This is a genomic window from Paraburkholderia sp. BL23I1N1 (assembly GCF_003610295.1).
Lineage (GTDB): Bacteria > Pseudomonadota > Gammaproteobacteria > Burkholderiales > Burkholderiaceae > Paraburkholderia.
Genome location: NZ_RAPV01000001.1, coordinates 3,273,432 through 3,288,427, shown reverse-complemented (window position 1 = coordinate 3,288,427; position 14,996 = coordinate 3,273,432). Strand labels below are relative to the sequence as shown.

8 protein-coding genes are annotated in these 14,996 nt (G+C 62.7%); 7 read left to right on the top strand and 1 reads right to left on the bottom strand.

The genetic code is table 11. From position 1 onward, the window contains the following. Positions 1-108: 108 nt before the first annotated feature. Complete coding sequence (locus B0G76_RS15305; protein WP_120296400.1) at positions 109-921, bottom strand: 2OG-Fe(II) oxygenase; 813 nt, start codon at positions 919-921, stop codon at positions 109-111. A gap of 228 nt (positions 922-1,149) precedes the next feature. On the opposite strand from B0G76_RS15305, the gene B0G76_RS15300 reads away from it, so the two are divergent. The 7 genes from B0G76_RS15300 to B0G76_RS15270 all read left to right on the top strand — a co-directional run bounded on the left by B0G76_RS15300 (position 1,150) and on the right by B0G76_RS15270 (position 14,992). Then, a complete protein-coding gene (locus B0G76_RS15300; protein WP_120293368.1) occupies positions 1,150-1,992 on the top strand; it encodes a MaoC family dehydratase N-terminal domain-containing protein in 843 nt (280 codons plus the stop codon). A gap of 374 nt (positions 1,993-2,366) precedes the next feature. Beyond that, positions 2,367-3,866, top strand: coding sequence for an aldehyde dehydrogenase family protein (locus B0G76_RS15295; protein ID WP_120293367.1), 1,500 nt, complete (start codon positions 2,367-2,369; stop codon positions 3,864-3,866). Positions 3,867-4,022: 156 nt separating this feature from the next. Next, positions 4,023-5,195, top strand: a complete 1,173-nt coding sequence (locus B0G76_RS15290; RefSeq protein WP_120293366.1) for an FAD-binding oxidoreductase — start codon at positions 4,023-4,025, stop codon at positions 5,193-5,195. 475 nt (positions 5,196-5,670) lie between these two features. Continuing rightward, a complete protein-coding gene (locus B0G76_RS15285) occupies positions 5,671-7,449 on the top strand; it encodes a DUF2138 domain-containing protein (RefSeq protein ID WP_120293365.1) in 1,779 nt (592 codons plus the stop codon). 129 nt (positions 7,450-7,578) lie between these two features. After that, on the top strand, positions 7,579-8,250 hold the full coding sequence (locus B0G76_RS15280) for a DUF1175 domain-containing protein (RefSeq protein ID WP_183082208.1): 672 nt from the start codon (positions 7,579-7,581) through the stop codon (positions 8,248-8,250). Continuing rightward, positions 8,247-13,067 carry an alpha-2-macroglobulin gene (locus B0G76_RS15275; RefSeq protein ID WP_120293363.1) on the top strand — a complete coding sequence of 1,607 codons (4,821 nt, stop codon included), beginning with the start codon at positions 8,247-8,249 and terminating at the stop codon, positions 13,065-13,067. The genes B0G76_RS15280 and B0G76_RS15275 overlap by 4 nt, the downstream gene beginning before the upstream one ends. Positions 13,068-13,363: 296 nt before the next feature. Then, on the top strand, positions 13,364-14,992 hold the full coding sequence (locus tag B0G76_RS15270; protein ID WP_183082060.1) for a DUF2300 domain-containing protein: 1,629 nt from the start codon (positions 13,364-13,366) through the stop codon (positions 14,990-14,992). Positions 14,993-14,996 lie beyond the last annotated feature (4 nt).

The following is a 14,996-nucleotide window of genomic DNA, read 5'->3' as shown; positions in this document are numbered from 1 at the left end:
CGCCGTTAGCTTGAGTCTCGCATGAGACACTTGTCTAATCCATAAGGCCAACAGACCCAAACCCCATCGCCACCTGCGCAAGACCGATGCATACCGCGTCGAACTCAATCAAGTCGCGTCATGAAAAATCACCCCAAGCGTGTGCCGGTGACCCGACCGCAACCGGCTCACGCCGTGCCGCAGATTCACGCGATACACGCCCCGCGTGCCCTGCACCGGCCGGTGATGAACCGCAAACACCACCGCGTCGCCCTTGCGGAGCGGCACGACTTCCGTGCGCGACTGCATCCGCGGACGCTGCTCCATCATGACGAACTCCCCACCCGTGAAATCCTCGCCGGGCTCGGATAGCAGAATCGCGACCTGAAGCGGGAAGACGTGCTCGCCATACAGATCCTGATGCAGGCAGTTGTAGTCGTCCGTGGCGTATTGAAGCATCAGAGGCGTGGGGCGCAGCTGACCGGCGGCGTGGCAGCGTTCGACGAATTCGTCGTGCGCGGCCGGATAGCGCACATCGATTTTCATCACCTCGTTCCAGCGATTTGCGACCGGTGCGAGGTGCGGATAGAGTTTCGTGCGCAAATCACCAATCAGATGCGGTAGCGGATACGCAAAGTACTTGTATTCACCACGGCCGAAACCATGCCGCGCCATCACCACGCGGCTGCGATACAGATCGTCGCGCGGATAGAGTGCGGTCAACGCGTCGCATTCCCGCGCGGTGAGCAGATTGCGCAGCATCGCGCAGCCATGTCCGTTCAGCTCTTCTTCGGCATCGAACCAGTCGATCGCGTCGACACGCTGCGTTAGCGAATCGGAGGCAGTGCCTGGCTCCAATACCCTCGCGTGTTTCGGATTGGGCTCGAACCCCAGGTCCAACTCGGGCGACAGCGAGTGCGGGTCCTTCGCGACCGTATTCATGAGCATTCTCCGTAAGGCGGTTCATCGAGTGATGACTGAGTGTAATGACGCAACTAAGATCATGCACTCCGACTCTTGCTCTTCAATTCCCGTATTGTTATGGCCGCACCGCTCGAAGTCTGAGCAAGAGCAAAGGCTTGACTCGACAATGCAAACTTCGCGAAACGTGCCGCGAGGTTCATAGTAAGACCCTATTTAGCGCAACACGCATATTCGGAGGCCTCACCCATGTCTGCCTCTCCAGAGAAACTCGACGACTGGCTCAACAAGGAGGCGGTGACCGAAGACGACATCACCGCGTTCCCGCTGACGGCAATGGCCGCGACCCTGGACCGGGAAGAAAGTGGCGATACGGTGCCACCGCTCTGGCACTGGCTGTACTTTCTGCCGATCGCGCCGCTGTCCGAGGTCGGTCCGGACGGACATCCGAAGCGCGGCGGATTTCTGCCGCCGGTGCCGCTGCCGCGCCGCATGTGGGCCGGCGGACGCCTGACGTTCCACGCGCCGCTCAAAGTTGGCGAGCATGCGAAACGCACGTCGACCATCGCCAATATCGAAGACAAGACCGGCCGCTCGGGCCGACTCGTGTTCGTGACGGTGCAACACACCGTCGAAGCCGGCGGTGAACTAAAGCTCGAAGAAGAGCACGACATCGTCTACCGCGATGCGCCGCAAGAGGGCGCCCGGCCGCCGCAAGCGGCGCTCGCGCCGGAGGGCGAAACGTGGCGTCGCACTGTCGATGCGGACGTGGTGATGTTGTTCCGCTACTCCGCGCTGACCTTCAACGGACATCGCATCCATTACGACTACCCGTATGTGACCGAGGTCGAAGGCTACCCTGGCCTGATCGTTCACGGACCGCTGATCGCGACACTCCTCGTCGATCTGGTGCGCCGGGAAAAACCGGATGCAACACTGGAAAGCTTCGCGTTCACGGCGCTGCGGCCCACCTTCGCTGGCCAGCCTTTTACGGTATGTGGCAGACCTTCTGCCGATGGCAGGACTGTCGACCTGTGGGCTAAAGACCACGAAGGCTATCTGACCATGCGGGCTACGGCGGCGCTTGCATGAACGCTGCGAAATGGGTTGTTCCGATCGCTACCTCAGAAAATTAAAAAATTCGAAAAGGGGGCAGCTTTCAGAGCGAGCCGCAGCCGAATCGCGTCCGTCGTCGGTCGTCGGCGAACTGCAACCTGGCCCAGGCTGGAACTATTAATTTCCAATAAGAAACGGTTGGGCGAGTTGCACGACGCCACCGAGGCCCCGGCGGCAGCGGCCTGCAGCACCGCCCGACGCCATGCCATCCCTACGGTGCATCAAACTCACAAACCCCTACAGCCCCACCCGGCGCCCCGCCCCGGGCAAATACCCTTGCCGCCATAAACGCCCGCGTGTATAGTTTCCGAACTTACTCTTGTTTCGCATCGGAAATTAAAGGGACTCTCATGAACGCTTCCACCATCCTCGCCGACCTCGGCATTGCCCACGCGGCGCAAGCCGGCGATATCGCGGTTCATTCGCCGATTACCGGCGAACTCATCGGCCGTGTGGCCAGCAACACGGTGGCGGAAGTCGATACGGCCCTCGCCAATGCGAAAGAGGCGTACACGGCCTGGCGCAACGTCCCGGCACCGCGCCGTGGCGAGCTGGTGCGTCTGCTCGGCAATCGTCTGCGTGAAAAGAAGCAGGCGCTCGGCAGCATCATCACGCTCGAAACCGGCAAGATCCTGCAGGAAGGGTTGGGCGAAGTGCAGGAAATGATCGACATCTGCGACTTCGCGGTCGGTCTGTCGCGTCAGTTGTACGGTCTGACGATCGCCTCGGAGCGCCCTGGCCATCGCATGGCTGAAACATGGCATCCCATGGGGACGTGCGTCGTCATCTCGGCGTTCAACTTCCCGGCAGCGGTGTGGTCGTGGAATGCGGCGCTGGCACTGGTGTGCGGCAACGCGGTGATCTGGAAGCCGTCCGAAAAGACGCCGCTGACCGCGCTTGCCGTCAACCAGATTCTCGGCGAGGCGCTGCAGGAATTCGGCGACGCCCCGGCCGGCCTGACCGCGCTGATCAACGGTGGCCGCGACGTCGGCGCGAAGCTGGTGGCCGACCCGCGTGCGTCGATTGTCAGCGCGACGGGCAGCACGGAAATGGGCCGCACGGTCGGCATTGAAGTGGCGAAACGCTTCGGCCGCTCGCTGCTCGAACTCGGCGGCAACAACGCCGGCATCGTCGCGCAAACGGTGGATCACGAACTCGCAATGCGCGGCATCCTGTTCTCGGCGGTCGGCACGGCGGGGCAGCGTTGCACGTCGCTGCGGCGTTTGTTCGTGCACGAGAGCGTGTACGACAAGACCATCGAACGTCTTAAGCAGTTGTACAGCAAGGTGCCGATCGGCAATCCGCTCGAAAAGGGCACGCTGATGGGACCGCTCATCGACAAGCAATCGTACGCTCGCATGCAGGAAGCGCTGCAGCAGGCCACGGCCGAAGGCGGCAAGGTGTTCGGCGGCGAGCGCGTCGAAGTGAAAGGCTATGAAGGCGGTTACTACGTGCGCCCGGCCATTGTCGAAATGCCGTCGCAAACGTCGGTGGTGCTGAAGGAAACATTCGCTCCGATTCTCTACGTGTTGCGCTATTCGGATTTCGCGGACGCGGTCGAGGCGAACAATGCGGCGGTTCACGGTTTGTCGTCGTGCGTGTTCACGACGGATCTGCGCGAAGCCGAACGCTTCCTGTCCGACTCGGGCAGCGACTGCGGTATCGCTAACGTGAACATTGGACCGAGCGGCGCGGAAATCGGCGGCGCGTTCGGTGGCGAGAAGGAAACTGGCGGCGGTCGTGAATCGGGTTCGGATGCATGGAAGGCCTACATGCGCCGCGCGACCAACACGGTCAACTATTCGTCGGCATTGCCGCTCGCACAGGGTATCGATTTCAACATCGACTGATCGGGTTAGTGGCAGTACGGAATAAAAGCAATCAAACAGTAGAGCATGCAGCAGAAAACAGCGGCGCATTCACGCGCCGCTGTTCACAACCTTCTTCAGCAATCCGTTTGCGCCGCCCGCCTTTTCTGAGCGGCCACGCTACTCGTGGAGTAAGACGTGAGTTCCAAAGTCGTGATCGTCGGCGGTGGGGTGATCGGTAGCTCGATTGCGTATTTCTTGCGCCTGTCCGATCCGACAGTCAGCGTCACGGTGATCGAACGCGATCCGACGTATGCGCGTTCGTCGTCGGCATTGTCGGCGGCATCCATTCGCCAGCAATTCTCCACCCCGCTTTCCATTCAGATGTCGCTGTTCGGTATCGAGTTTCTGCGCTCGATTGGCGAACGGCTCCAGATAGACGGAGCGAAGCCGACGATCGAGCTGCACGAAGGCGGTTATCTGTTTCTCGCCACGCCCGCCGGTGAGGCGACGCTGCGTGAAAATCACGCGCTGCAAAAGAGTCTCGGCGCCGATATCAGTCTGCTCGACCAGGGCGCATTGCAAGCGCGCTTTCCCTGGCTCAATACGGAGGATCTTGTCGCCGGTGCTTTGGGTGAAAGCGGTGAGGGCTGGTTCGACGGTTACGGCCTCGTGCAGGCGCTGCGCAAGAAAGCGCAGGCGCTCGGCGCGCGCTATGTTGCCGCCGATGTCACCGCGCTGCATCGCGACGGCAAGCATGTCACACAAGTCCAGACTGCGAATGGCGAGGTCTACACCTGCGACGTCGTGGTGAACGCCGCGGGCGCCTGGGCGCGCAAAGTCGCGCAGATGGCCGGCATTGATCTTCCGGTGTTCGCGCGGCGCCGCAGTATTTTCAATGTCACATCGCCCGCGCGGCTCGAGCGGTGCCCGTTGCTGATCGATCCGAGCGGTGTGTATTTCCGGCCTGAAGGCAAGTCGTTCATTTGCGGTGCATCACCGTCGGCGGACAACGATCCCGACGATTTGCCGCTTGATGAAGTCGATCACGCCATTTTCGACGACGTGATCTGGCCGGCGCTCGCGCATCGCGTGCCGCAATTCGAAGCGCTGCGCGTGCAGAACTGCTGGTCCGGCTATTACGAATACAACGTGCTGGATCAGAACGCGATCATCGGCCATCACCCGGACGTCGATAACTGCATTTTTGCCAATGGTTTTAGCGGGCACGGTTTGCAACAAGGTCCGGCAACCGGGCGCGGCATCAGTGAATTGATTCTGCATGGCCGCTACACGACGCTCGATCTGGGTTCGCTGAGCTTTACTCGCGTACTCGAAAACCGGCCGATCGTGGAGAAGAACGTGGTTTAGCCGATATCGAAATCGGCGTGCAAAGAATGCAGCAGGCATTCGCAAAGCAGTAAGAGCAATACTTGAAATAACCCGGCGAGCACGCGATGCGCAGCCGGGTTTTTTTATGCAAGTGCTAAATCGCAAGGATTTAGCACAAACATCCCGATCCGGCAAAGCGGCATAAGCTCACACGCGGGGCCGGCTATGCGCATGGGCTCTGCCCACGCCAGCAACCGGGCGCCTGCCGCCTTCTTCGCATCCCGTTTAAACTCAAGCTATTGCTTCGCATGGATGCATTTTTCTAATAGTTTAATTCCTCACGTTCCATATTTTCGTCAAACTCCTGAAACATGGGTGAATGTTAAATAGGGAGTGCCACTGGTTTTGCGCTAAAAATATCGGTTATCATCGCTGTCTGTCGCGAATGATCCTGATGAGTTAATCCATCGGGCCATCCACGTTAATACCGTCGCATCGAACCAGAAAAAATCAGATGAAGATGTCGCGCAAAAAAATTGCAATCCTGGTAGTCGGTCTTCTGGTCGTGGCTGGCGTGGTCATTCAGGCGGTGTGGCGTCCCTTCGCGCATCGCAAAGCAGCCGGGACCAGCGAAATCGTGCTCGATATTCATCACCCGGACGCGGTGATCGACAGCGAAGCGCTCTCGCGTTTGCCGCGCGACATCTTGCGCGTGTCGCTGCTGCACGACGTGCTGACACAGGACTTCGTTGACTATTACGAATCGAACGACACGCGGCTGTCCACGGAAGGCGCGCTGCGGCGTCTTGCATTCGAACATCAACTGGACTGGCGCGATGAGTTGATCCGCCGCGTATTCGACGAACCCGCGCATGTGCTGCTGTGGCGTTCGCCGGATGGCCGCCTTGGCTATTGGGTGATGTCGATGCACCGTAACGGTCTGGCGAAGTTGCTGCAAAGCTTCGGCAACGTCGCCGCGAGCGACTCGCAGTTGAGCCAGGTCGCCAAACTCTCCGGCGACGTGCCCGTCTATGCGTTGAAGCTGGCGGTCGGCCGCACAATCCTGTTCGCGACGAAAGACGACCGTCTTGTCGTGATGTCCGCACCCGGCGTGCTGCTCGACGCGAAAGGCGGCCTGCTGAACGAGCGCGCCGACGCCGTGTCCGAGATGCTTTCGTCAGACCGCGACGACGCAGCGCGCGCCTATCAACTGGACGCGCCCGGCGATGCGCCGAAGGGGCACCGGCTGGTGGTGTCGGCGAATTATTTGTCGTTTGGTTATCAGGCGTTTTTCTCCGGAATCGACGCACTGCGATTCGATTTTTCGCCGGATGGCAACTCAGCGGCGAACTGGCAAACTTCCGCGCTGATCGAGCCGGGCAAGTTGCCTCAGGCGTGGAATAGCGCCGACTTGTGGCGCGCCTTGCCGGCCAATCCGGCGGCGTGCACGAGCTTGCCGGCCGACTGGAAAGAAGCGTCGGGTCTGTTGGGCAAGGTTGCGGATGTCGGCGCGGAGGGCGCTGCAGCAATCGGCGATCAGCTCGCCGGCCCCGCGGCCGTCTGCTGGTATGCGAAGTCCACGCTGATCGCGCCGGTGTTCGTCGCTCGCGTGAAGACGCAGGACGCGGCGAGCATCGCTGCGCTGAAAACCGCGCTCGGCAAGACCTTTGGTGACGTGATCGGCGCGTACGAGGCAAAGGCCGCCAAATCCGGCGACGCCGACGCGAGCTATCGCCGCTTGCCGGTCACGAAGCATGACCAGGGCGCCAGCGTCACCGTGTGGCAGCGGCCGGTCAGTGCACGCTCGGGCACCGCGTTGTCCAGTGCGGCGTCGTTCGCGTCGCAACTGTCGGCGGAGCGTTATTTCCCGGTAACGCTCGCACTGGCGCACGGCTATCTGATTTTCTCGCCTGATTCGCGTCTGGTCGACGACACGCTCGCCGTGCTCGACAAGCGCTATCCGGCCCTTGCCGATACGCTCGCGCCGCAGCGGCTGCCGCGCACGATTCTGACGTTGACGCCTTCGTCTGCCGCCGCGTTGATCGAACGCGAGGCGGGCGCGGCGCTGCCGGCGGATCAGGAAGCAGTGTTCCGCAATGCCTCGCGCACGCATCTCGTGCCGAAGCTGCATGCACTCGCACACTACCCGCCGGTTTCGTTGACGCTGCCGGAGAACTTGCCAGGTTCGACGGGCTGGGTGCCGGTGGAGTGGTGGTTCGATCGCGCGAAGGCGGGTGCGGACGCCGGTATGGCCAATGCGCCCGTCGATCAGCCTGGCACCGAGGGCGATTGAATGCGCCGTCTTCACGTCTCTGAGGTGACATCCACGACGCATGGGCGTGTCATGGCGCATGCGCCTGAGCGTGCGCCCACAGCGCATGCAAGCGCTCACGTGTACGGCACGTCGTCCGCCGCTCGCCGTATGTGGCTCGCGTGCGCTGCGTCGGCGCTCCTCATGGCCGGCCTTGCGCCCTATGCGAATGCGCTGACCAGTACCACCGCATCGCCGGATCCCGACGCGCTTTCGCCGCAGCAATCTGCCGCATTTCGGGCCTGGTTCATCCGCATCGTCGACCAGCAAATGCGCCGTGGCCCGACGCCGCGCTGGACGCAACGCGATTGCGCGGGTCTCGTGCGCTTTGCCGTCGGCGAGACGCTCAAACCGCATGACAGCAAATGGCTGCGCGCCAACGGCATGACCAGTCTCGCGGACACCAGCAGCATGCCGCCCGAATTGCAGTTGTCCGCATCGCAACGCGGAATCGCGAATCGCTGGACTCAACTCGACGGTTCCACCGGCGCGTATGCCTCGGCGATCGCGCTGATTCAACGCAATAGCCGGTTCGTTTCGAAGGACGTCAACCAGGCGCTGCCCGGCGACCTGCTGTTCTTCGACCAGGGCGACGACCAGCATCTGATGATCTGGCTGGATCGCTACATCGCTTATCACACAGGCACCGTTACGCCGACCGATACCGGTCTGCGCGCCGTGGCCGTCTCCGACCTGATGCAATGGAAAGATTCCCGCTGGCAGCCGCTCGACGGCAATCCGAATTTCGTTGGCGTGTTTCGTTTGGACTTTCTGACACCATGACCCGAATGAATTCCGTCACCGCGTCGCGCGCCTGGCTCGGCAAGTTGCATCGTCGCATCGGTTTTACCGTGGTCGCGCTTGTCGCGGCCATGACGCTTGTTATCGCACCAACGGCCTATGCCGACGACGACGCATCCAGCACCGCCGCCGATACCAACATCGCCGCGAACCCGACGTTGCAAGCCGCGCCGTCGAGCAACTTCGCTTCGCAGAAGGTTGACGGCCAGCCGTTCTTCCTGCTCTCGGATGCGAGCTTCGGCAGCGATCAGTTGGCGCAGGTGCGGCTTGAGGCGCCCGGCCGCGAGTTCAAGGATGCGCTGCAAGCGTATGGCGGCGCGGACATCGTCGTATATCGCGTGCCGAAGCCGTTGGACTTTTTGAAGGCGCAGAAGAATCTGCATCGCTTGAATGTCGCGCCGAATTATCAGGGCGAAGGGCTGGCGAATACGCTGGCTTATCTGTGGGACCGTTGGTTCACCGAAGCACGCCGCGCCTGGCAGCGCGTGCTGTCGTTCGCGACGCGCAGCAAGGCGACCGAAGCCGCGCCGCAATTCAAACTCGGCGAGCAGACCGGCAAGCAGACGCAATTCCAGCAGAACTCGCAGTTCGCGCCGCTGAAAGGCTATGACATGGTCGCTCGCTTTCGCTATCCGATCTGGGACGCGAAGGTGATCGAGCCGCCGAAGGGCGTGAATCTCCAAGGCAGCAGCAGTAACTTCATCGAAGCGAGTTCGGGCAACGTGATGATTCCAGTCGGCAAACTGCCGCCGGGGCTGTATATCGTCGAGGCCGTGATCGGCAACTATCGTGCGCATACCTTATTGTTTGTGTCGGACACGGTCGCGGTCGTGAAAGCGGCGTCGAGCGGCATGCTGGTGTGGACTGCACGGCGCGATAACGGCAAGCCGGTCGCGAATACGGACGTGAACTGGACTGACGGTGTAGGCGTGCTGCAAAGCGGCACCACCGGCAACGACGGCGCGCTGATGTTGCAACACGTGAGCCCCGAGCGTAGCTACGTGCTTGGCATCGATCCGCAAGGCGGCGTGTTCGTCTCGGAGAATTTCTATTACGACAGCGAGATCTACAACACCAAGATCTACGCGGTGACCGACCGTCCGATGTACCGTCCGGGCGACGCGGTGCATGTGAAGTTCATCGGCCGCACGTTCCAGAACGCGACGCAATCCACCGCGCCCGCCGAGGCCGATATCAAGCTCGACGTACTCGATCCGAACGGCTCGCCGGTGGCGACCAGCAAGGTGCATTTTGCTTCCGACACTGGCGCGGATGCGTCCTTTACACTTCCCGCCGATGCCACCGCCGGCGGCTATACGCTGCGCTTCGACTACAACGGCGATGTATACGGCAGCGCATTTCGCGTCGCTGAATATGTGAAACCGCATTTCGACGCCAATCTGTCGATGGATAAAGCCGACTACGCAACCGGCGAGCAATTGAAGGGCAAAATCCAGTTGCGCTATCCGGACGGCAAGCCAGTGCGTGACAGCAAGGTCTCGGTCACGCTGCGTGCGCAGAAAGTGACGATTGTGGATGGTGAGCTGCGTTATGCAGGGTTGTTTCCGGTCAAACTGGAACAGCAGGAACTCACCACCGATAGCGACGGCAACGCGAGCCTCACGCTGCCCGCCGCCAAAGAACCGAGCCGTTATGCGTTGACGCTGTTCGCGCAGGATGGTGCGGCGTACAAGGTGCGTGTGACGCGTGAGGTGTTGATCGCGCGCGGGGCGACGCCTTATCGCCTGTCGTCTGCCAAGTCGTTTTCACAGCCGAAGGAAGCGGTCAATTTCGATCTGCAAGCGCTCGGGTCGATCGATCCGTCTGCGCATGCGCCGGCCAAGTGGGAATGGACGCGACTCGAATCGCAAACGCATGGCGAAGGCGCACTCAAAGGTGCAACGCCAGGCGGCAAGCTGTCATTCCCGGTGCAATTCGACGAGCCGGGTTCGTACATGCTGTCCGTCAAGGACGACACCGGCAATCTGCTCGCCGCCGCGAGCCATTGGGTGGCGGGCGATGGTCTGAAGGCGATTCCGGGCAGCGTCGAGATCGTATTCGATCGCGACAAGTACAAGATCGGCGATACCGCTGAAGCGCTGATCACCTTCCCGATCCCGGTCGACGATGCGTTGCTGACGCTCGAGCGCGACAACGTCGAACATCGGGCGTTGCTGACATCAGGCGGCGACTGGCTGCAACTGCAACGCGTGGCGCCCTCGCAATGGAAAGCACGCATCAAGGTCGGTCAGGAATTCGCGCCGAACATGACTTTCTCGGTGCTGTACGTGCATGCCGGCGAATACGTGTTCCAGAACGCGGGCATCGTGGTCGCGCAGCCGCAGATCGAACTGAACGTGAAGAGCGACAGGCCGGTGTACGGTCCGGGCGATACGGTCACGCTGAACTTCGACAGCACGCTGAACGGCAAACCGGAAGCGGCGAACCTGACGGTGAGCGTGGTCGATGAAATGGTCTACGTGTTGCAGCCGGAAATCGCGCCGAATATCGTCGACTTTTTCTATCATCCGCGTCGCAACAATGTGCGGACGTCGTCGAGTCTGTCGTTCATTACGTACGACCTTGCGCGCTCGCCATTGAAGGGCGCGCCGGGCGGCCCGCAACGCGCGAACTACAACGAGCGCGGCGTGAAGGTGCTCGAACGGCCGCGTCGTGACGATCAGGACACGGCCGCGTGGGAAGGCACGCTGAAGACCGACGCGAACGGTCACGCCACCATGACCTTCAAGATGCCGGACTCGCTGGCCCGCTGGCGCGTCACCGTGCGCGCGGCGGCGCCGGACGGCATGGTCGGTCAGCGCACCGCCTACGTGCGCTCGGACAAGGCGCTGTATCTCAAGTGGAGCGGGCCTTCGCATTTCCGCGTGAACGATCAACCGGCCATCGACATGATCGCCTTCAATCAGACCGACGCGGATATGGAGGCCGAGTGGGTGGTCGACGGCGGCGGTCTCTCGTTGAATCAGAAGGTCACGCTCAAGCGCGGCGCCCACTATCTGCGACTGCCGACGGGTGCGCTGAAGGCGGGTGAGGTCAACGCGACCCTGCGCCGTGCGGGTAAGGATGTGGATCGCTTGCAGACCACCATTCATCTCGATGCGAGCGGTTGGCTCGATCTGCATCAGAACACGGTGGCGCTCGACGGCTCGAATAAGCCGCTCAATCTGCCGCAAGATGCGCAGGACGTCAGCGTGCGGTTCATCGGCAGCGCTGCGAGCCAATTTGCGCGCGTCGCCGACGATCTGATCAATTACCCGTACGGTTGCGCCGAGCAGACGTCGAGCCGCCTGATTCCTTTGGCGCTGGCGCACGATGCCATTGGCCGCGGCGACAATTCGAGTTCGACGCAGGGGCTTGAAGCGCTGCTGCGCAATCAGCGCCAACGTCTGGCGATGCTGGCGGGTGTCGGCGGCACGTTCGGCTGGTGGGGCGATACGACCGGCGGCAGTTCGCTGATAACCGCCTATGCGTACTACGCGGACTGGCTCGCGAGCCGTAGCCTCGGCATTACGCTGCCCGCGGACAACTGGCAGCACGCGATGGACGTCTATCGCGATGCCGGTGCGAAAGAGCCGCTGTTGCATCGCGCGCTGGCGTTGTGGTTCATGCAGCAGATGGGCTTGCCGGTCGCGACGCCGGTTGCGGGTGTCGCGGCGGATTTGACGAGCGACGCAGCGGCTTCGGCCAAGGCTGCTACGCCTGCTCGCAATGGCACATATGGCGCGTCGGACAGCATCGTGTTCGCGCAAGCCGATTCGCCGCGCGGCAAGCAGATGGCGACGCTGCTGATCGCCAACTTGGCGCGCAGCGTGAGCGCTCAACTGCCGGATGGCTTCGATGCTGCGGCGAGCGCCGCGCGTATGGCGTTGGCTAACGATCCGGCACCGCTCGTACAGAGCTTGCTTTATATGACAGGTGGCAACGGCGGCGCGGCGGTCGATGCATCGGCCTTGCTCGCGAAGAGCAGCGCAGACTATCCGACGCTCGATCGTGCGCTGACATTGCTGTGGGTGCGTAAGGCGCTTGGCGGCGACGCGGCGCCGGCTTCGCTGCCGTCGCTGCAAGGCGCGGGTTGGACGCGCACTGTGACGCCGACCGGCACGCCGCTCTGGAAGTGGGTGGGTGTGGCGAGTTCCGGAGGAAATCCCAGTGGGGGATTACCAACCACGCTCGATGCAGGCGCCGCGCGCACCGACGTCAACGCACTGGTCTCCTTCCGCAGCCATACGAGCGAAGACAGCCGTCTCAACATCACCGTCGAACGCCGTTTCTACAAGCTGGAGCCGCTCGAAGTGAAGGTCGATCCGAAGAAGGCGGGGGGCGCCGAGAGCCAACTGGGTCGCTCGGCATTCACCGCGCGTCTCGTGAAGCAGGGTGATGCAATCGACAGCAATGCGCTGTACGTCGACGAAGTCACGCTCACGCCGCGCTCCGGCAACGCGTACCACTACGGTCTGCTCGATGTGCCGCTGCCGCCGGGCGGCGATGTCGAGGCGACGAGCTGGGGCGTGTCGATCGACGGTTTGCCTGGCGCGAAAGAAGGGGTAAGCGGTCCGCAGCCGTTCGCGCGTGCCGCGTCGTATGAGATGGGTGAGTTGGCCTATCACCAGCCGGTGCCCTTGCTCGATCGTCCGGTGACGCTGCGGCAACTGGTGCGCTTTGCGTTGCCGGGCACGTTTGCGTTGCCGCCAGCGCGCTACTTCCGCATGTATCAGCCGGACGCCAAGGCGTTCGAAGGCGGCAAGAGCGATCGCATGACGACTCTGCGTATTCAGTAAGCGAGACTGTTATGTTCTCCGCTCTCCGGCACTCGCGCGATCGTCTGGCAGCTACGCTGCGGATTGCGCTTGTCGTGGGAGCGGGGTGTGTTTTTAGTAGTGCGGGGGCGACGGCGGCGGCTGCATTGTCGTCGACAGTGTCTCCTGCGGCTGCGGCAAGCTCGTCGCCGATCGTGTCATCGAGATCGACGACGAACTCATCGTTAAATGTGCCGTCACAGTCGTCGCCAAGTTCATTGCCAAAGTCGACGTCAATCGCATCGCCAGGCTCGCCGTCAGCCGCTCCCTCGGCGCAATTGCTGCGCTTCGCCTGGTTGCACGACGGCCAATCGCAGTTGTGGCAGTTCAACGCCGGCGCCGCCGCAGACAGCCTCACGCCTCAGTCCGCACGTCCCTTACCTACAACGCTGGAGACGCCGCTCGGCAGCGTCTGGAAACTGTTCGTCTACGGCTATCTGGTTGACCGCAATATCGCCACGCCGGACTACACCTGCCGCGGCGGCGATCCGGAAGATGTGTATTGCTGCATGACGGGCGGCCACGTCGACCGTGAACATGCGCTGGTGCAATCGTGCGGACGCTTTTTCGAGCCCGCGCGCCTGCAGCTCGATCCCGCCGATTGGCGCAAATACTGGACAGCCGCGCATGCGCCCGCCTGGCTGCGCGACCTCCACGCGATGGCACCGACGCGCCGCGTGCCGGTAGCCGACCTGCTCGCCGCCTTGCAAGCGATGCCGGCACGGCCGCGCGAAGCGGCGGCGAGCACGCTGGTGTCGGTGCTGACCAGCGGACGCGGTGAGGGCACCGTGTCGCTCTACGGCAGCGTGCTGCGTGCCAAAACCTGGACCATGCCGGACCCGGCCCGGCCCGGCGCCTCGATCGGCGGTGCGGCAGGCTGGCTTGCCGACGGCACGCCGGTGTGGCTGGGCGGCCCCGGCGGCAGCGCGCGCGTGCTGGCGGACGCCGCGCCGCGCATCGCGCCGTTGCTCACGCAAGTCGCCGTGCCCGACGACAACGCGTGCGTACTGGTCGATTTCTTCAGCCGCTATCCGATTCGTCAGGTGCTCGGCGACAAGGGGCCGGCAGCGGTGCCAGACGGCCCGCTGCGTGGCGATTTCCGGATCGGCTTCGTCAACGGTAACTGGGCGCGTGTGGAAAGCCGCGGCGAGCTTCGGCTCGATCGTGACGACGCAGGTGCGCCACAAGTGGTTGGGCGCTTCGGCATGAATGACTACGTCGCGCGGGTGGTCGAGCGCGAAGGCGATACGAGCCAGCCGGAAGCGGCGAAAGCGTTGGCGGTGGCGGCGCGGTCCTACGTCGTGCAGCACGGCAACCACGATCACGGCTGTTTCCGTATCGACGACAGCAGCAGCACGCAGCGCGTCCTGCCGCGCGCGCCGACCGCTGCCACACGCCGAGCGGCCGATCTGACCGACGCGCTGGTGCTCACCGGCGTGCCGGTTCAGTATCACCACGACAAGGCCGCGCCTGGTCAGATGAGCTGGCTGGCCGCGAAGGCATCCGCGCAAACCGGTCTCACTTTCGACGCCATTCTCTCGCGTACCTGGCCGCAGGCGACCATGACGTCGTTCGAGAGCCCGCTGTCCGGCGATTGCGTCCAGGTGGCCGGCGCGCAGCAATGGCTGCAGCGCAATGCGCCGTTGTGGGCGAGGCGTATGGACGGCGCGGCGGGCTACGAGACGCCCGATTTGCCGGCCGTGTGCGCCGTGCGCGAAGGACGGCCCTATGCGGACGCGCAGCGCAATCGCGTGTACGTGTACCGCTTGCAGACCGAAGAGGACCGCATCGCGCTGGCGCATGAATATATCCACCTCGCGTTTCAGCATCATCCGCGTGGCCTTGATGAAGCGTTCGTCGAACGTACCGCGCGCACGCTGATTCGCACTGACAATCCGATCCAATGAACAC